At 46.3% G+C, this 19,386-nt stretch carries 16 protein-coding genes and 1 pseudogene; 8 read left to right on the top strand and 9 right to left on the bottom strand.

Going from position 1 to position 19,386, the window contains the following annotated elements; translation table 11 throughout:
- Positions 1-26: 26 nt before the first annotated feature.
- From purE to BWI96_RS13610, 3 genes are read left to right on the top strand one after another with little or no spacing between them, the layout of a single operon-like run.
- Positions 27-521 (top strand): 5-(carboxyamino)imidazole ribonucleotide mutase, encoded by a 495-nt coding sequence (gene purE, locus BWI96_RS13600; RefSeq protein WP_106637164.1) that lies wholly within the window; start codon positions 27-29, stop codon positions 519-521.
- A 57-nt stretch (positions 522-578) separates the two neighbouring features.
- Positions 579-929, top strand: a complete 351-nt coding sequence (locus BWI96_RS13605) for a hypothetical protein (RefSeq protein ID WP_106637165.1) — start codon at positions 579-581, stop codon at positions 927-929.
- A gap of 44 nt (positions 930-973) precedes the next feature.
- Positions 974-1,267 (top strand): LysM peptidoglycan-binding domain-containing protein, encoded by a 294-nt coding sequence (locus BWI96_RS13610; RefSeq protein WP_255400696.1) that lies wholly within the window; start codon positions 974-976, stop codon positions 1,265-1,267.
- Between the two features lie 480 nt (positions 1,268-1,747).
- On the opposite strand, the gene BWI96_RS13615 is transcribed toward BWI96_RS13610, so the two are convergent.
- From BWI96_RS13615 to BWI96_RS13640, 7 genes are all read right to left on the bottom strand, one after another.
- Positions 1,748-2,167: a hypothetical protein gene (locus BWI96_RS13615; RefSeq protein WP_106637166.1), complete on the bottom strand. Its 420-nt coding sequence runs from the start codon at positions 2,165-2,167 to the stop codon at positions 1,748-1,750.
- Positions 2,168-2,596: 429 nt separating this feature from the next.
- Positions 2,597-4,132, bottom strand: coding sequence for a SusD/RagB family nutrient-binding outer membrane lipoprotein (locus tag BWI96_RS13620; protein ID WP_106637167.1), 1,536 nt, complete (start codon positions 4,130-4,132; stop codon positions 2,597-2,599).
- 5 nt (positions 4,133-4,137) lie between these two features.
- Positions 4,138-7,584 (bottom strand): SusC/RagA family TonB-linked outer membrane protein, encoded by a 3,447-nt coding sequence (locus tag BWI96_RS13625; RefSeq protein WP_232793730.1) that lies wholly within the window; start codon positions 7,582-7,584, stop codon positions 4,138-4,140.
- A gap of 303 nt (positions 7,585-7,887) precedes the next feature.
- Positions 7,888-8,082, bottom strand: a complete 195-nt coding sequence (locus tag BWI96_RS23345) for a DUF4974 domain-containing protein (protein ID WP_369804174.1) — start codon at positions 8,080-8,082, stop codon at positions 7,888-7,890.
- On the bottom strand, positions 8,010-8,978 hold the full coding sequence (locus tag BWI96_RS13630) for a FecR family protein (RefSeq protein WP_106637169.1): 969 nt from the start codon (positions 8,976-8,978) through the stop codon (positions 8,010-8,012). Before BWI96_RS13630 ends, BWI96_RS23345 begins: the two co-directional genes overlap by 73 nt.
- A 474-nt stretch (positions 8,979-9,452) precedes the next feature.
- Entirely contained in the window at positions 9,453-10,652 is a 1,200-nt protein-coding gene (gene lhgO / locus BWI96_RS13635) for an L-2-hydroxyglutarate oxidase (RefSeq protein WP_106637170.1), read from the bottom strand.
- 90 nt (positions 10,653-10,742) lie between these two features.
- Positions 10,743-11,390 carry a histidine phosphatase family protein gene (locus tag BWI96_RS13640; RefSeq protein ID WP_106637255.1) on the bottom strand — a complete coding sequence of 216 codons (648 nt, stop codon included), beginning with the start codon at positions 11,388-11,390 and terminating at the stop codon, positions 10,743-10,745.
- A gap of 388 nt (positions 11,391-11,778) precedes the next feature.
- Here BWI96_RS13640 and BWI96_RS13645 point away from each other — a divergent pair.
- Positions 11,779-12,083, top strand: a pseudogene (locus BWI96_RS13645) (hotdog fold thioesterase).
- Positions 12,084-12,261: 178 nt separating this feature from the next.
- Here BWI96_RS13645 and BWI96_RS13650 read toward each other — a convergent pair.
- On the bottom strand, positions 12,262-13,182 hold the full coding sequence (locus BWI96_RS13650; RefSeq protein ID WP_106637171.1) for an RraA family protein: 921 nt from the start codon (positions 13,180-13,182) through the stop codon (positions 12,262-12,264).
- A 42-nt stretch (positions 13,183-13,224) separates the two neighbouring features.
- Positions 13,225-14,523: a bile acid:sodium symporter family protein gene (locus BWI96_RS13655; protein ID WP_106637172.1), complete on the bottom strand. Its 1,299-nt coding sequence runs from the start codon at positions 14,521-14,523 to the stop codon at positions 13,225-13,227.
- A 151-nt stretch (positions 14,524-14,674) separates the two neighbouring features.
- On the opposite strand from BWI96_RS13655, the gene BWI96_RS13660 reads away from it, so the two are divergent.
- The 4 genes from BWI96_RS13660 to ilvD all read left to right on the top strand — a co-directional run bounded on the left by BWI96_RS13660 (position 14,675) and on the right by ilvD (position 19,385).
- Positions 14,675-16,132, top strand: a complete 1,458-nt coding sequence (locus BWI96_RS13660) for a mandelate racemase/muconate lactonizing enzyme family protein (RefSeq protein WP_106637173.1) — start codon at positions 14,675-14,677, stop codon at positions 16,130-16,132.
- A 75-nt stretch (positions 16,133-16,207) separates the two neighbouring features.
- A complete protein-coding gene (locus tag BWI96_RS13665; RefSeq protein WP_106637174.1) occupies positions 16,208-16,711 on the top strand; it encodes an RNA polymerase sigma factor in 504 nt (167 codons plus the stop codon).
- Positions 16,687-16,794 carry a hypothetical protein gene (locus BWI96_RS23350; protein WP_369804170.1) on the top strand — a complete coding sequence of 36 codons (108 nt, stop codon included), beginning with the start codon at positions 16,687-16,689 and terminating at the stop codon, positions 16,792-16,794. The genes BWI96_RS13665 and BWI96_RS23350 overlap by 25 nt, the downstream gene beginning before the upstream one ends.
- Positions 16,795-17,693: 899 nt before the next feature.
- A complete protein-coding gene (ilvD, locus tag BWI96_RS13670; RefSeq protein WP_106637175.1) occupies positions 17,694-19,385 on the top strand; it encodes a dihydroxy-acid dehydratase in 1,692 nt (563 codons plus the stop codon).
- Position 19,386: the final 1 nt, after the last annotated feature.

A 19,386-nucleotide genomic window follows, 5' to 3' on the forward strand; every position in this document is an offset into this window, starting at 1 on the left:
AACCATCAACCGATAACTCAAATAAAATGGTAGGTATTATCATGGGCAGCATTTCTGACTTAAAAGTCATGCAGGAAGCTGTCGACGTATGTAATGAATTTGGAGTAGCTTACGAAATTGACATCGTTTCGGCTCACCGTACACCTCTGAAAATGATTGAGTACGCTCAGCAGGCCCGTCAACGGGGTGTAGAAGTGATTATTGCGGGTGCCGGCGGAGCTGCTCACTTGCCCGGCATGGTGGCTGCTGTGACGACTTTACCCGTTATCGGCGTTCCGGTGAAATCTTCCAATTCTATTGACGGTTGGGATTCAGTTCTTTCCATTTTGCAAATGCCCGGTGGCGTACCCGTCGCAACGGTGGCTTTAAATGGAGCAAAAAATGCCGGAATTCTGGCCGTTCAAATTATTGGTGTAGCAAATAAAGAAATCGCTGATAAATTACAGGCGTATAAAATTTCGTTAGAAGCCAAAGTGGCCGAAATGAGTCAGCAGGCCCGCGAAGGATTACCGCCGGTATAAAACAAAAAGGGTACTTCCGGGATTTACTAATTAATCATTCAGCCCCAATCTTAACGTATGGAAGAGCGAAACCAACGACCCAAAGAAGGTTCCAGTTTACCCACAATTACGCTGGGAGTATTGGCTATTATCGTAGCGGCTTTACTTTACATTGGTTATGCTTACTTTATGGATGAGGACGCCGTAACGCTAACGCCTCAGAAAGTAGAAAAGTCGGCGGTTACCGAAAACACTGCCGATAACATGGATTCGGACGTTCCCACGCCTACGGCTGTTGAACCTGAGGCCATTGACGCTACACCTTCGGCAGCTACTACCAGTACGAGTTCAGAAGAAGCAGCTTCGGAATCCAAGCAAACGGCTAAAACTGCTGAGGTAAAAAAGAGAAAGCTTCCGAAACGAAAGTAGCCAAGACCGAAGAAACTAAATCGGTTAGCTCCAGGGGTGGAAATATTTCTTATAAAGTAACCGGTGGCCAAACCTTCTATAGCGTGGCTACTAAATACGGATTATCCGCTAGTCAGCTTAAGTCAGCAAACCCCGATGTGGACCCTGACAAATTACAGGCAGGAAAAAGTCTGAAGATTCCCGTTTATGCCACACATACGGTAGGGAAGGGAGACATTTTGCGGGTAGTTGCTGAAAAATACGGCGTTTCTGTAGATGCCCTGATGAAGGCCAATGGAAAGACGAAAAACTACGTAGAGAAGGGTGAAAAGTTAATTATTCCGTATCCTAAAAAATAACCTAAGCTCTTCTAATTGTTCCAAAAAATGCGGCTTTACCCCGGTAACGCCGCATTTTTTATTACTAAATAAGCAGATGGATTTATAAAAATTTTGAAAATAGGGGCTTTGGTGGTTTTGATTTTCCGAAAACTTAGCGTATGTTTGAACATCATTTATTGTTTTCATGGCTTTTACGGGAAAGACTCGGTGGAATCCGCCGGGTTTTTTTATTTATAAGGTTTTGCAAAATTTGCAAACTACTTTCATCTGCCGTCCGGATTTCTGCCTGCACTTCTCGTACCCCCTTCTACTAAGGTTAGCGTACCCTAAGCCATTTTCTTTCAGTCGCAAGCGTGGATGATTCCCCTGAAAAGCTTACCAGTCATTTCACTAGTAGCCATGGTTACCGCTGTTGGCTTTTCCACCAAGTGAACACCATAAAAAACGGCAACCCTTTGCAGAGTTGCCGATGCATGGCGGTAAACTTTACTAGTTAGATTATTTGCGAGCGGCAGCTTCTTCTTCCGTCAGATAAATGTAACGAACAGAAGCAGCAGTCGTGATGCGAACGGGATGAACAACCATCCGATCTGCACTAGCAACGGTTAGAGAGTAATCGCCGTCGGGCAATTGGCTCAAGTCCATTTTTTGAGCTACGTGCGTTTCGTTTTTAGAAACATACTGCTCATTGATGATATTGTTTTTATGATCACGGACGGTAATCGTTAAACGCTGCCCCGCTTGTTTATCAACGAAGCAGTAGAATTGCGTAGCATTTTTACCCTTGAACACGTTCGTGTGAAAGGTAGCTTTTTTCGCTTCTTTATCTGTACCAGGATTCTTTTCGATGTCTGAAGCCTGAGCAACAAATGAACTTAAAGCGAATACTAAAGCGAGTGACTTGATGATGTTTTTCATGGCTATGATATGTAACAAAAATGGTCTTCGCGGCTAGAAGATGTTTTAATAGAAAATGTTGAAAGTAAAGTTTATTAGAACAAACAGGGCGACGAAATAATATTCTGTTAACATTGGCTCGTCTCCGGACCTGCTGTCTTCTTATAACGCTGGCAAAGGTAAGATTGTTAGCACGAAATGAACAAATATTTTTATATAAATTTTTGATTATCAGTAAGTTGAATAAGTAAAATACAATTTTTCCCCAAAGCTGAGTGTAGCTGTTTACAAATTGCCGTTATTACGAATAACATCAAAAACGAAATTATATTCTGTTTTGACTGTTGCCGGTAATGGAGCTGTTGGGAAGACATTTGCTTTATCCACATAAAAATAAAGTCTCTAATCTTAGTAGATTAAAGACTTTATTAGTAGGAAAATTGTATTTTATTAAGGCTTGTCCCAGAAGACTCGGGTCTCTAAATCATCGGGTCCCTGACGGCTCACGGCTACATTATAGTTCTCGGCATTTACAGACTGCTCTAAGATCGGGTAGGTAAGTCGCCGGATGAAATCTCCCGTAATGGTTCTGCCCGGATATTTATTGGGTGTTAAGACGGGAAAACCGCTTCTTCGCCAGTTGGCGAAAGCTTCCGGGCCGTTCAGGAAAGAAGCGACCCAGTACTGCGTATTAATCTGCTGAAGACCCGTCGCTGCCACGTAAGGTTGAGCCGCCAGGTAGGTATCAATGGCAGACTGAGGAATGGTCGCTGAGGCATCATAACTACTCATTTGGGCCATGTGAGCCGTAACGCCCGCCTGATAAAAGTTAGCGGCACTGCCCGTAATCCAGCCCCGTTGAGCCGCTTCCGCTAGCAGTAACTGTGTTTGAGCGTGAGTAAGGTAAAAGTTAGGACCATCCACTTTTCCCAGCGTCCGCCGATTGACCTGCGAGTAATTCCATCCACCCGAGGGCACTCTTCCCGGAAAGTTGGGAGCCGTGGCAATCGAGCCGTCGTCGTAGCCGTAGGGCATGCCAATCTGATTGGCTGCCGTGCGATCCACCGTAGTTTGTTCGGGATTTTTACTGGGTTCTCTGTAACGAGCCGCAATGACCGTCAGGCGGGGGTCATTGGTTGTTTTCAGGAAATTCACGAAAGGAGCTCCCAAATAGAAATTGGCTTTTTCGGTATTATTCCAGAGGTTCCCCAGCGGATTGGTATAAATGCTGGTGTACTGAATTTTGACGTTGTCGTCGTTGGATTGAAAAACACCACCCTGAAAAGCTTTCTGGACGATACTTTGGGCTTTGGCCGCATCTACTTTAGTATAACGCATGCCAATTCTCAGCATGAGCGAATAGGCCAGTCTCCGCCATTGGGCAATATTCCCCTGATAAAACAAATCTCCGGTTTCAATTCGCTTGCTGGCGTTCAGTCCCGCAATAGCCTGGTCGAGTTCCTTCACCAGATCCGTGTAAATTTCCGCCTGAGGATCATACTTAGGTAACTTGTTTCCGCTAATAAAGGCTTTACCTGCATCGAAATAAGGTACATCCCCATACGTATCTACCAGCACCTGAAATACATAAACCCTCCAGATTCGGGACATGTGGTAGAGGTTGCTGCGGGTGCTATCGTTCTGGGTCTGGTTCATCACGGCGGTAAGTAGCTTGATGGGACCATTATTGCCATTATTGGTTCCGCTGTAGAGATAAAGCCAATTCACCCGCGTGTTGTCGCGGTTATCCTGATTGAAGTTAGCTCCGGTATTCAGACCTCCAAACGGGGTATTGGTCTGTTGAACAATAGCCGATTCATAGAACATGGTCTGAGAGGCCAGAGTCGTATTGAGCTGAGCATTGGAAAACAAATACAAAGGATCAATGCTGGTAGACTGAACCGGGTTTGTGTTAATACTTTCGAAGTTTTTATCGCAACTGATCAAACCAGTAGCCAGAGCGACAAGAGCCAGTATTTTTTTCATGGAGATTAGAATTTCAGGTTCAGATTCATGCCGTAACTGCGGGTAGTAGGCAGGGTGTGCGTTTCAATACCCTGAATGTTATCCGAGGCTCCGTTAACGGCTTCTGGATCGAGGTTAGGCAGGTGCTTTTTAATCAGCAGGACGTTATTACAAAGGGCAGAAAGGCTTAGGGACTTCACAAATCCTTTATTCAGGAAGCGGGAAAGATCATAACTCACCGAGAGCGAACGCCACCGAATGAAGCTGGCATTATACACGAAGCGTTCTGCATTATTGGTACTGCGGTAGCTGGAGTAAAAATCCTCGGCTTCTACCCGCGTGGTATTAGGGGCTCCTTCGGCGGTTACGCCTTCAAATAATACACCACCTTCCCGACCAACTAATGATTCTTTAGAAAGTCCATGACGCAGGAAATTCAGGTTTGAATTCGAGATGATTTTATGACCGCCCTTAAAGTCAATTTGCGTGAAGATTTTAAAGCCCGCTACATTGAACGTGTTAATCCAGCCGCCCGTGTATTTGGGGATGGCACTACCAAAAGTGGTAATAGGGCCCGCCACGGGTTTACCGCCCGCGGTAATGATTCTTCCCTGATTGTCGCGTTTGTAAGCTATGCCTCGTAGCGATGCCATCGGCATGCCGACTTCGTGCCATACTTCGCCGAAGAAATCTCCCTGACCTACTTTTAAACGAGCCTGACCGTCGGCCAGAGCCAGTACTTCACTTTGGTTATAGGTAAAGTTAAAAGTCGTTTCCCAAGTGAACTTTTCCTTTTTCACCGGAACCAGCGTGAGTAGGACTTCAATTCCCTTGTTACGCAGCTGACCCACGTTCACTTTGGATTTGTTATAACCTGAAGCCGTCGAAATATCTACGTTGAGAATTTCATCGACTGTCTTTTTATTATAGTAAGCTACATCCAGATTGATCCGATTATCGAGTGTTCGGAACTCCAGCCCCAGTTCAGCTTCTTTTACCTTGAGTGGCATCAGGTTATTATTGGGACTAACATCGGTAGCAATATAGCCCAGAGCTTGCCCCTGGATGGAGTTGGCATTCAGGTTGTAATACAAATTGTTTTGATACGGATCGGTATCTCCGCCGACTTCAGCGTAAGCCGCCCGGACTTTCATGAAATTCATCCAGCGTGGGCGTTCTTTGAAGGCATCACTGAGCACAAAACTGGCACTCACACTAGGGTATAGGTAACTATTCGATTGCGGGTTCAGGGTGGAAAACCAGTCGTTGCGGGCCGTAGCATTTAAAAACAGGAAGTTTTTATAGGAAAGCTCCGCTACGCCGTAGAGAGAATTGACCTGCTTGCGGGTATAGGCATACTGGGGTTCTTTATTCTGACCATTCATGATGGTGTACAGATCCCTAATGTAGAAGTTAGTGGCCGAAACGTTACTGTTAGTATAAATCTGCTGGAGCGAGTTGCCTCCCAGCGTTATATCCAGTCCGAAAACGCCTAATTTATGCGTTGATCCAATCAGAAAGTCCAGATTTCGCTCACGGAAAGTAGAGATTTCCTGATAGAAGTAACCGTTAAAGCCAGTAGCCGCGGCGGCTAGGGATCGCGTACCCGTAGGGCGGTTAAAATCATAAGGACGCGTGAAGTAATCCTGGCCAATCCGGCCCTGAGCGTAGAGCCAGTCCGTGAGTTGATAGCGAACGGAAGCATTACCAAAAATCCGATCCCGGCGTACGTGTTCAAAGCGGTCGTAAGCCACCCAGTAAGGGTTATTGCGGTTAGTAAAACGAGAGGTAGCCAGCTCAAACCCATTCGCATCGTATCGGTTATCCTCCAGCGTTTTCATGGCTACCGATGTAGCTGTGGTATAGACCGTAGTATTGGCGTTCAGATCCTGCAAACCAATCTGGGGCGGGTTATGATTGTATTCGTTGGAATAGTTAGCATTTAACTGCACCGAGAGTTTTGGGGTGAAGTTGTAATTAAGCCCCAGATTCAAGATCTTCTTATGGTAATCAGAGTTAGGCATGATCGAGTTGGCATCCATGTTGGAAAATGAAATGCGGAACCCGCCTTTTTCATTACCGCCCGATAAAGCCACGGAGTTATTCCAACTGGTTCCAGTCCGGTAAAAATCCCGAATGCGGTGTCGCTGGGCCAGATAGGGGCGTTGTACCCCGTCGAACTGATAGGTCGGCTTGCCATCGAATCGTTCTCCGAAGCTAAACACGCCCGAGCTTTGAGCATCTCCCACGCTTTGGGGCCGTTTGCCGTATTCCCCCTGACCGTATTCATATTGAAAATCAGTATAGTCGAGGGCCCGTTCGGCAATAAAGTTGGAGTTGACTTCTACACCAATACCCTGGCCGGTTTGACCCGTTTTAGTGGTAATCACGATGGCTCCATCCTTGGCCCGAAAGCCGTATAGTGCCGCTGCCGTTGAACCTTTTAAAACGGTAATGCTCTGAATATCATCCTGATTAATACTTTGTAACCCATCGCCGCCGTCTGAAGCTGAGCCACTTCGGTTCGTAGTGCCATCGCTATCCCCCTGACGGCTGGAAAAATTAGAGTTGTTGATGGGAACGCCGTTGACGATGATTAAAGGAGAGTTATCGCCTTTGAATGAAGACTGCCCCCGAATTCGGATTTTAGAAGTTCCACCGGGCCCGCCTGCCGGAGCCGTTACGTTCACCCCCGCTACTTTTCCCTGCAAACTATTACCCAAATTGACAGTACGATTGGTAGTGATCTGATCGGTATTGACGGTGGAAGTAGAATAGCCCAGTTTTTTAGCCTCTTTTTTAATTCCCAAAGCCGTTACCACCACTTCAGAAAGCGAGGTCGTACCTGCTTTCAGGGTAATGTCCACTACGCTTTGGCTGGAAAGGCTTACTTCAGCGGGCAGATACCCAACGGAAGTAAACACCAGTACGCCAGTCGTGTTATCCGGCACGTTAAGTGAATACTGCCCTTCGGCGTTGGTGGTCGTACCAATGGAAGTATTTTCCTTTAAACGAACGTTAGCCCCGGGAATGGGCTGGCCGTTTTCATCACTGACTTTTCCGGTAATGATAACTTTGGGAATGCGTACCTGATTGGCCTGAGGCAAGGGAATAACGGCTTCGGTAGTGGTTTTTCTCTTGAGAATAATTTGATTACCAACGACTTCATAATTCAGTCGCAGGGGTTGAAGCAGCCGTTCCAGTACCAGTGTTAATTTTTCATCAATGACCGAAATAGAAACTTTTCGGCGGGCTCCGATGAGTTGTGGACTATAGGAAAATTTGACATCCGCCAGTTTTTCCAGTTGCAAAAGCACCGAGCTAATGTCGTCCTGATCGGCTTTAAGAGTTACTTTCCGGTCAAGAATGTCCGCTCCTGGGCCAGCCAGTAAGGGCAGGTTAACTAGCAAACTCAGCATCAGGCAGCAGTAAAGCCACCATTGATTTCTCCTTGGAAGTAAGGATGAATTCATACGTTTTGGAGGTTTAGAAGTAAAAGTCCACAGCCCCATTGATCGGACATTCGCCGTCAGATAAAAGGCATGGGGTACGCGAGAACGAGTAATTAGGTTTTAACGAGTAATTAGGTTTTGTTGAGAACCTTTATGGCAACCTGGCGAAGGCAGCGTAGGGCAATAATTTTCAGGAATGGAAAGGAGAAGAAACCTAAACCCCCTTTCCACGAGGGAAAGGGGTTAGGACTGTTCATAGGTGCTTACGGAGTAAGCGGTTTAGAGGTTAAGCTACTGTACTGGTATTGAATAATAAGGCTTTAGTTAGAGGGAACAACCTTCGCCGGAGATGACAAACTGAGCGTCTACGACCTGATAGCGGGCTTCAATGCTTTTGGTAATAATCTCCATTTTCTGATACAAAGGTTCATCACTTAAGTCGGCATTCAACTGGCAATGGCGGAAGGTATCTTCATCATAGATAATGTGTACACCGTACGCTTTTTCGATGGCCGAGATACGTCTTTCACACTGGCATTTCGGAAGACGAAAGCGGAACTAGCGGATTTCGCCAAAACGGAGGGCTGAGTAACTAGTGATTTAACCATGCGAACCTGCTCGCGAGAGTAAACAATCTGTTGATTAGGCGTTAAGACCAGCCCTTCCAACTCGGTAGATTCGGCTTTCTCTTTGGCCTGCTGATCTGACTGAGCGTAAACAGAAACCCTTCCGGTCTGTACCATTACGGTAACTTTCTGATCTTTAGGAAAAGCACTGACTTTAAAACTGGTACCTAATACCTTGGTGACAATTTCATTAGCATAGACAAAAAAGGGCTGTTTAGGATTTTTAGCTACTTCGAAAAAAGCTTCGCCGGATAAAAAGACTTCCCGTTTGGAAGACTTGAATTGCTGAGGGTAACTCAGCCGACTGCCCGGATGTAAAAGCACAGAGCTGCCATCCTGGAGGGCAATAGTTTGGACGTGATCCGTAGTATTTACCCATTCCTTTAAAGCCTGATCTGCATGGGCTACGTTGTGCTGATAGCTCTGATCCTGACGGGCATACCAATACCCGGCCCAACTAATCAAAAAAGCGAGGCAGGCAGCCGATGCCCATACCCAACGCTGACGATAGAAAGGTTTTACGCCAGTTACCGGATGAGTGATTCGGTGATTGATTTCCTGCCAGCTATGTTCAATTTCTTCGGAGGGCGTTACCGGATTTTGCTCCCTGACCACTGTTGCTAGTTGCAGAACCATCTCTGCCGCCTGACGAATGGTTTCGGTCTGCTCGGGGTATTTCGTCAGGTAATCGTACCAGAACTGGCGAGTCAGTTCGTCGGGTTTTTGAACCCATTTGCGGAAGTACGAGTCTTTCACAAAATCCTCCCGACTAAAGTTCTGATAGTTCATCTGTTGAGCAATTTGACATCAAGAGGCAGCAAGGGTGGGTTTTAACTCAGTAAATAGGAAAAAAAATATAAAAAATTTACTTATTAGACTTTTTGTAAATTTAAAATACTGATTTACAATGATTTAATAAAAGTGCTATTTTGAATTAAAAGCTGTTTAAAATTTATAATCAAAGAACTTAATACGAATCGGGCCTCTTTCAATTTTGACCAATTAGGTTTCCTCCCTTGGCTCTGGCCTATGTTAGCAGGTCTGTTTAGGTTGGGGAAAGTTGTTTTGTAACTAGTTATGGGTTCGCAGTCTACCGGCCAGAGGCCTAGAGCTAGGTAGTCACTCAGCTAGAGCCGAGCGACGGCAGGGAGGAAGTTTGCTATTAACAACAGTGTCCCCGGATGAAATTCGGGAACTTATAATCAAGAAAAAGGCCGCTCAATTGAGCGGCCTGGGGCAATAAACAAGGATAATCCTAATTTATCAAAAACGTTTGAGTGCCATTTCAGATACGGTCAACCCAATGGATAAGGAGGAGGTGGCCGCCGGGGAAGGGGCATTGAGTACATTAATCACCTTAGCGTCTTCCAGAATTGAGAAATCATCGAGCAGACCACCCGTTCGGTCACAAGCCTGAGCTCGCACGCCCGCACCACCGGGAATGAGATCGTTTTCCTGAATATCGGGGATCAACTCTTGTAACGCTTTCGTGAAAGCCGCTTTCGAGAAGCTTCGATACATTTCTCCCAGGCCCGTTTGCCAGTATTTAGCGGCTACTTTCTGAAAGCCCGGCCAGGAAAAGGTTTCGTAGAGTTCCTTAAAATCAATATCTAACTTTTTATACCCTTCGCGGCGGAAAGCCAGCACGGCATTAGGCCCTGCTTCCACACCACCGCCAATCATGCGGGTAAAGTGAACGCCGAGGAAGGGGAAATTCGGATCAGGAACGGGGTAAATCAAATTACGCACCAGATGCTCGCGTTCGGGTTTTAACTGGTAATACTCACCACGAAAGGGGGTAATGCGAACGTTAACGGGCTGATCCTGACTAAACTGAGCGACTTTATCCGAATACAAACCTGCACAGTTAATAACGAGTTTGGTCTCGTAAGAAGCTTTTTCGGTCTTGACGATACTAATGGTTGAGCCCTTGGTGATACCAATGACTTTTTCACTGAGGTGAATTTGCCCGCCTAAGGCCTGAAATTTTTCGGCGTATTTTTCAGTAACTGTTTTATAATCAATAATTCCCGTGTAAGGAACTTCCATGGCTGCTACGCCGGAAACGTAAGGCTCAATTTCCTTCATTTCACCCAGACTGATCTTGCGAATCTTGGTGAGACCGTTCTGTTGCCCGCGATCATAAAGGTTGTTAAGCAAAGGGATTTGCTCATTTTTAGTCGCTACAACGATCTTTCCGCAGAGATCAAAGGGGATGCCTTCTTTGCGGACAAAATCCAGCAGCATATCATACCCCCGGATACAATTGGTAGCTTTCAAACTACCGGGTTTATAATACAATCCCGAGTGAATCACGCCCGAATTGTGGCCAGTCTGATGGGCGGCAACGTGATTTTCTTTCTCCAGGAGAAGAATATTCAGATCGTAGCGTTGGCGTTTGAGTTGCAAAGCCGTCGCCAGCCCCACAATCCCTCCACCAATCAAGGTTATGTCGTAAACCATGGGAGAAATGAGTTGTCAGTTTACGGTTTACAGTTGTCCGTTTTGTTCGTCAGCAATAACTGAAAACGGTAGACTGACAACAGTAAACTATTAAGAGTTGCTTACTTCAGGTTCCTTTTCGATTCCGGCCAGGTGACGGGTGTCGTTACCGAGTTCGAGGGTGAAATTACCCGTATTGTAATCGTACCGGATTTTATACAGACACAGATTAGAGTGTTCCCAATGATCCATCTCCGATAAAGGTTCCTTGAATAAATGCGTTAACAAAATCCGAATAGCCCGACCGTGCATACAAACCAACACCTGCTCTTCTTCAGGACGACTGATGATGTGTTCAATGACGGGAATCTGACGATTGAGAACACTCAGCGGGCTGTCGCCTCCAATGGCGGATACATCGACGTTGCCAATCCGCCAGTTGTAGATCATACTACGGTAATAGTCGTCTTCGGTGTAATGGGGCGTTTTACCTTCCATATCTCCCCAGCCAAACTCATTTAAACCCGCATGCTGTTCGTAGGGAATGCCTGCGTCAATGAAGTCCTGAACCGACTGAACCGTACGTTTAAGAGCCGAAGTATAGATGCGTTGGAAAGGTACTTGCTGGTAAGCTTCATAAAAGGCATGAGCTTGAGCCCGACCGCGGTCGTTCAAATCAGAGTCAACGCCTGAGCCCTGAACAATTCCTAATCGGTTATATTCCGTTTCTCCGTGCCGTACCAGATAAATTATTTTCAAAGCTGTCAAGGGGGTGTAAGGCCTGAGCCCTAGTTTAAAGTAACGTGGAAATCACTTGCCCAATTGCTAACACTCTTGAGATGAGAACCATCTGCTTTGAGCAAAATTTCCGCAAAAGTACGGATTATCAAGCGAGTGTCTACCTATGGGCTTGTATAAAATGCTAGTATTTTCAGTGAACGGATGTATTTTTCACGAAAAACGGATCATCCTTATCCTGGAAAAGTGAACTCTGGTAGGAGTCTAAGCTTTTCATAAGCGTTTGTCTATGATGTTATTTCAAAAACAATTAACACCCGAAGCCCTTAATCGCCTCAATGCCAGCTCGGCTGCCGGTCACCTGGGGATTGAGTTTACGGAGGTCGGCCCTGATTACCTGATGGCTCGAATGCCGGTGGATCATCGTACCCGGCAACCCTTCGGCGTACTGCACGGAGGAGCTCGGTATTACTAGCCGAGACGCTGGGAAGCGTAGCGGCCTATGCTAGTATAGGAGAAGGAAAAATAGCCGTAGGGTTGGACATCAATGCCAATCACCTGCGAGCAGTGAAAGAGGGCTTTGTGTATGCGAAAGCCCAGCCCATTCACGTGGGACAAACCACACACGTCTGGGAGATTCGTATTACTAACGAAAAAGAGCAGCTCATTTGTATCAGCCGGATTACAATGGCGATTTTAGATCAAAATGGCTAAGAAAACGTTTGCTTTATGACCTATTTTAACTCCGCATTGCATACGGGGCTATTCATAATTTAACCCCGATGGGGTTATGCAAAAAACAGCAAAAATCAAACTTCATGAAAGTTCGAAACTTTCATGAAGTTTGGTAAACAACTAACAACCGCAGCCGCTAACAACTAACAACAATAACCTAAAGCTTCTTAATCCGTTCCTCCAGTTGATCGGGCGTCATTTTTACTTTATCGGGATGTTTTTTAAGCCAATCGCGGAAGGTTTGGATAATGGCAGCCGACCACTTCATATCGATTTCTCCGGGCGTGTATTTACCTTCCCGTAGCATCTGATGGCCAAAATCATCCTGAAGGGCAATCCACTCCGAGGAAGTAATGACCTTCTCGGCCAGGTGAGCGGGAATGAATATTACCCCTTCGGTTTTTCCTAAGATCAAATCCCCCGGTAATACGGTGGCCCGGCCAATGCGGATGGGATAATTGATGCCCGTCATGAGCATATCCTTAATGAACGAAGGATCAAACCCACGAACAAAGCCAGTAAAACCCTGAATGGCTTCCAGTCCTTCCAGGTCCCGAACGCTGCCGTCGAATACGACGCCCGTTTTCGATTTAGCATAAATGGAGTTACCCAAATTATCACCAATGAGGGTTCCGTCCACTAGTTTTCCATACCCATCTGCTACGTATACATCATTCTCATTAAGCTGGTCGATGGGCCAGGAGTTAGGAGCCCCTTTCCGGTTTTCGGCTTTACCTTTTTCCTTGATAGGGTTTTCCATATCGGGGCGGGCGGGCATGTATTGAGCCGTTAATACCCGTCCGGCTAATACCTGACCAGCATTAATCCGCATCCAGCCCGCTTCGAATTGGTTGGTATAGCCTTCACTGCGAAGTACACCCCAGGCTTCTTCCAGAGAAATGGTTTTGAGTCGTTTCACCAGATCATCGGAGACTCTGGGCCTGCCATCGGGAAAGCGTTCGCCTTTGTACTGAGAGGTATAGGTTTGAATAAGCTCTTTGGGAGCATTAATCTGCTGGGCGGAAACCGCCAGGGTAACGGCCCAGAAGGCGGTTACCAGAAAGCTGACACGAATCATAAGTACGATAGAATTTAGAGGTATGTAAAAGGTAATCAGGCATTAAGAAGCAATAGGCGAAGGCTGGGATTCTACGGGTTCTTCTTCCCGGGGCGGCTTGGTTCGCCACCAGTTCGCCAGCATGGATCCCGTGGTGTTCATTAACGGACCAAACACGGCGGGAGCCAGTCCCGTAGTTGCCAGTTGGCCCATCTGAAGGGCCAAACCCGAGGCCATCCCTGCGTTTTGCATGCCAACTTCAAAAGCCACCGAACGGCTGGATTGCTCGCTAAGTCCCACGAGTCGGCAGCTCCAGTAACCCAAAAAATAACCCAGGGTATTATGCAGAAAACAGGCCAGTACCAGAATCAGCCCTACCTGCAAAAGACTTTGCTGACCAGCGGCGGTAATCACCACAATAATAGTGGTAATACCCGCCATGGAAAGTGAAGAAAGAACCCGATCCATGATTTCCCGTTTTCCACCCGCCAATCGCTGAAAAAGCCAGCCGCCCAATAGGGGCATTCCAATGAACCAGAAGCAATTCCAGCCTACGGTTTCGGCGAAATTGGTAGCTCCTTCCTGAAGGGCGATGGTGTTTTTCAGCAGAATAATTCCCAGATAAACTGCAATCTGGATTATAATACTCCGCTGGCTTTGGCCGGGATAGGCCAGGGCATTAAACAAAAGACCCGCTACGATGGGGAGAATGGTAATATTAAAAATCTCCATTACCATTTTCCAGAAATCAACGGGTAAGAAAGCTCCCGCCAGCACTTGTAATAAAGCAGGCGTTAATACCGGAGAAAGTAGCGTAGAGAAAGCCGTTACCGTAACCGATAGAGGAACATTGGCCCGGGCAATATAAGCCATGACGTTGGAAGCCAGTCCACTGGGCGAGCAGCCTACCAGAATAATGCCCGTTGCAATTTCGGGGGGCAATGGAAAGGAAACAGCCAGCAAAAAGCCTACGCTGGGCATAATCAGGTAATGACTGGCAATACCCACCAATACGCCTTTAGGGTTCTTGGCAATACCCGCAAAATCCTCCAGACTTGACTGTGACCCCATGCCGAACATAATGATTTGAAGCAGGGGAATGATGAGTCGTTTTAATTCAAAATCACCCCATTTCAAAAACCATTGCGGCTGATACATGGCTACGGAAACGGCTGATAGAATCAGAACGGTGTAACTAAGACTTGAGGTAGCGGGGGATCGTTTAACCCCCAACGCTAGCAGCAGCAGTCCCCCAACTACGGGCAGGGCCGTCAACTGGCCCGATCCCGTCAGAAATAAGCCCAAAGCAAGCAATAGGCTTATTCCGCTCAGGATCAGAGCGAAAGTGAATAACTTTTTCATAGATAATGTTTAGAGGTAAAAATCTTCCCTGAGCTTAGTAAGAATTAAGATTACACAGGAATTACTGCAAAAAAAGACAATTTTTTCTTGGATAAGATGTATTGTGTGTAACTTTTCGTCGAAAAATTACCTCTAAACTTTATAAAGTACTATGAAAAACATTTTCGACCGCTTCAAGCAGCCGGCCCGGTCGGCTGTTTCCCCGCCTGAAACGTCACCAGGAGCCGACCGTCGGGGATTTATGAAAAAAGCAGCTCTCGGAGGATTAGCTCTAGGCTTACGTTTCGACAATCACATTGAAGAGGAGATGGAGTACATCACCCAGAAAGTCAAGCGGGCTTCTAAACCTTCGGAGCTAAAGATTACCGATTTACGCATTGCTCATTTGCAGGGGGTGCCTTTCAGTAGCCCTGTCATTCGTATCGAAACCAATCAGGGATTAGTAGGATGGGGAGAAGTTCGCGACGGCGGTAGCCCCAAATACGCTTTAATGCTAAAAAGCCGTCTGCTGGGTAAAAACCCCTGTAACGTCGAGCAACTGTTCAAGATGATTCGGCCCTTTGGCAATCATGGACGGGCGGCGGGCGGAGTTTGCGGAGTAGAAATGGCCCTTTGGGATTTGGCAGGTAAGGCTTATAACGTACCTGTCTATCAAATGCTGGGTGGAAAGTATCGCGATGAAATCCGGCTTTATGCGGATACCCCCGAAGTGGATGATCCAAAAGCTTTTGGCAAAAAACTCAAGGAAACCCGGCTGGATCGGGGTTATACTTGGCTAAAGATGGACTTCGGCATTGGACTGCTGGCCGATAAACCCGAAATGCTGATTGGAGCGGGTCTGTGGGATATTAAGAATCAGTACGGAAACAGTAAAATAGGTCGGGTAGGTAGTTATGGACTAACCAAACATCCCTTTACCCGGGTGCAGGTGACGGAAAAAGGCATTCAGTACATTGCTGATTACGTGGAAAAGGTGCGTAGTGTAGTAGGTTATGATATTCCTATCTCAGCCGATCACTTCGGTCATTTTGATGTAAATACAGCCATTCGCATTGGAAAAGCAGTGGAAAAATATCAACTGGCTTGGCTGGAAGATCTAGTTCCCTGGTTTTATCACGACCAGTGGCGGCAGATTACCGAAGCCATCGAAACGCCGACACTCACGGGCGAGGATATTTTCGGTAAAGAAGAATTCATCAAGCTCATTGATGCCAAAGCCGTGGATATCATTCACCCAGATCTGGCGTCGTCAGGCGGCATTCTGGAAACCAAGAAAATTGGGGATTATGCTGAAGAACGCGGCATTCCTATGGCCATGCACTTTGCCGGAACACCCATTTGTATGATGGCTAATGTGCATTGTGCGGCAGCTACGCAGAATTTTATTGCTCTGGAGCACCACGGCGTGGATGTAGTGGGCTGGGAGGATCTGGTGACGGGTATTGATAAACCCTTTACCAATGGTTTCGTAAAAGTTCCTGACAAACCCGGATTGGGGGTGGAATTTAACGAGGACTTTGCCAAGAAGTTTCTCAAAAAAGGCGAGCAGTGGTTTGCCCCAACGGAGGCCTGGAATACTCCAGACTCCTGGGATCGGGACTGGAGTTAATGCGATGATTTAATCAACATTTCGTGGTCATCTTTTCTTTAAAGTTGACCACGAAATCTATCCAACTCAATATGTATGACCGTTTCTACTCAGTCTGACCTGGAGCTTTGGAATGCCTTTCGCCGGGGAGATCTCCAGGCGTATGAAGCCATCTATCGCCGCTACGCTCCAGCTCTTTTTTCCTATGGTAAACGCCTTACTTCGGATTACGATCTGGTCAGGGATGTGATTCAGGACGTATTCGTAGAAATCTGGCAGCGAAGAGAAACTCTTACCGATTTACAAACCATCAAGTTTTACTTATTTCGAGTCCTGAGAAATGCTCTTTCCAGAAATCGGAAGCATTTAATGGATGAAGAGCCGCTGGAATGGGGAGCTCTCTGGTCGCCGGAAACCTGGCTTCCTTCCGTAGAATACACCATTACCGAAGAGGAAGATCGCCAACAACAACTCAACCGGCTTCGGCAGGGGCTCAGTAAGCTTCCCGAACGACAACGCGAAGCATTAATGCTGGCTTTTTTGATAACCTTTCCAACGAGGAAATCGGCCACATCATGGGTATCCATGTGCAGTCCGTAACCAATCATATCAGTCGGGCTCTCCATTTTCTCAAAGATGTAGTGGTAAGTGGTATCCTGACCGTATTGTTGGCGGGCTACTAAAAAAGCCCCCAAAAGAGGGGGCCTATGATTGAAGGTAGAATGATGAGCCTTTGGAAAGGCTGTTTGCAAAAAAAGAAAGGAAAAACAGAAATTTGTTAAATCGTGATAAACGGCATATTTCAGGTTTCTACTTAAGAATAAAAAGACTGACGGAATTACGTACGCCTGTAAATTTTGTTAATCCTTCTGGGGTAAACCTTCTACATGTACGGTAAATCCAGGAAGGATGGTTTTTCTGAATCTTAAAAAATTACATCTTTCCTCAGGGGCTATGAGCAGAAAGGCAATCCATTTTCTTACTTCTTTAGAGGTGATAAACGGACTGGCGGAAACTTCTCAGTTTGACCTTAGACCCGGTTTTACATCAAACTCAGAAGTTTAGTGAGACTACTAAAAAGGTAGCGACGCCCTTCTCAATGCTGATGCAAAACTAATACTTAGTATTATCCTAGTGTAATGCGAATTTTATAAAATTGTGAAGCCGTTTTTAATAAAATGACAATAGAATGTGGTAGGCATAAATAAAGGCAAAATTTTGTTTCTTTTTTTTTGGATTTGAAAAATAGAAGCCTTTACCTTTGCGATATGCCAACCCAAAAAGTGGCAAAATTCAATTCCTGATGATCCGATTTGTTTCAAATATTCTCGTGATTATTATTCTCGTACTCATCCGACAATCCGTGTGAGACAGGTTGATATTCACCTTGAAAGACCTTTCTCACATCCCGAGAAAGGTCTTTTTGTTATCTGGTCATCCCCGTCTTAGAATAAGGCAAGATTTGTTTGATTAGTACAATTTTTGATCGATTTATATATTCCATCAACGGATGACTACAGAGGAGTTTAGCTCTGATTGCATGCTTGGCTCTTTTGCTGATTTCGCTTAACAACGAGTTGATATGGTAACGGAAAGTACCCCATTGAATAAGTACTCGCGTACGCTTACCCAGGAAGTAACCAATCCCGCTGCTCAGGCCATGCTGTATGGCGTAGGTTTGACAGAAGAGGATATGAGTAAAGCCCAAATTGGCATTGCCAGCACGGGCTATGAAGGGAACACCTGCAACATGCACCTGAATGGTCTTGCCGTTCATGTAAAAAAAGGAATTCAGGGTAATGGAATGGTTGGACTCATCTTTAATACCATTGGTGTTTCGGATGGGATGACCAATGGGAATGATGGCATGAGCTACTCTCTTCCCAGCCGCGATATTATTGCTGATTCCATTGAAGATGTAGTGGCAGGACAGTGGTACGATGGCGTCATTACGGTGGTGGGTTGTGATAAAAATATGCCCGGAGCCATTATGGCTATGGCTCGTCTGAACCGTCCCGGCATTATGGTGTACGGAGGGACGATCCGCACGGGTAGCTGGAAAGGTCAGAAGCTCGACATCGTATCGGCCTTTGAAGCCTTGGGTAAGAAATTTGCCGGAACCATTGCCGATGAAGATTATAAGGGAGTAATCCAGAATGCCATTCCCGGAGCTGGAGCCTGCGGCGGGATGTATACGGCTAATACCATGGCTTCCAGTATCGAAGCATTAGGTTTAAGCTTACCTAATTCCAGCTCTTACCCCGCTACGCACGAAGGCAAACAAGCAGAATGTCTGGCCATTGGGGCAGCCATGAAGAAATTGCTCGAACTGGATTTGAAACCCCGCGACATCATTACCCGTAAGTCACTGGAAAATGCCTTGACTTTGGTAATGGCGATGGGTGGTTCGACCAACGCCGTTCTGCATTATCTGGCGATTGCTCACGCCGCTGAAATTGAATTTACCCTGAAAGATATTCAGGACATCAGTGACCGTACTCCACTTATTGCCGATTTGAAACCTTCTGGTAAGTATTTTATGGAAGATATGCTTGCCATTGGGGGCGTTCCGGCAGTCATGAAATACCTGCTCAAAGTAGGCTTATTACACGGCGATTGTATGACGATCACAGGTAAAACCATCGCTGAAAATCTGGCTGAAGAACCTGATCTGGATTTTGAAACTCAGAAAATCATTTTCCCGATTGAAACGCCGATCAAAGCTACGGGGCACTTACAGATTCTGTATGGTAACCTGGCTCCTACGGGTGCAGTAGCTAAAATTACGGGTAAAGAAGGGGAGCGTTTTGAAGGTGTTGCCAAAGTTTGTGACAAAGAAGAAACGCTCATGGCAGCTCTGGCCAACGGTGACATTAAACCCGGAATGGTGGTAGTAATTCGTTACGAAGGGCCCAAAGGAGGTCCCGGAATGCCCGAGATGTTAAAGCCTACCTCGGCTATTATCGGAGCAGGTCTGGGTAACTCGATTGCCATGATTACGGATGGACGTTTCTCGGGTGGTACGCACGGGTTTGTCGTGGGTCACGTAACGCCCGAAGCTTATGACGGCGGCCCCATTGCTCTTATTGAAGATGGCGATCTGATTACGATTGATGCCGTAAGCAATGTCCTTCAGGTGCATATTTCTGATGAAGAAATGGCCGCCCGGAAGGCTGCCTGGGTAGCTCCAGAGAACCCCTTCCAGCGTGGTATTCTTCGTAAGTATATCAAAAACGTTTCCTCGGCTAGTCTGGGTTGCGTGACGGATTTATAAG

The sequence above is a fragment of the Siphonobacter sp. SORGH_AS_0500 genome, from assembly GCF_002838835.1.
Classification (GTDB): Bacteria; Bacteroidota; Bacteroidia; order Cytophagales; family Spirosomataceae; genus Siphonobacter.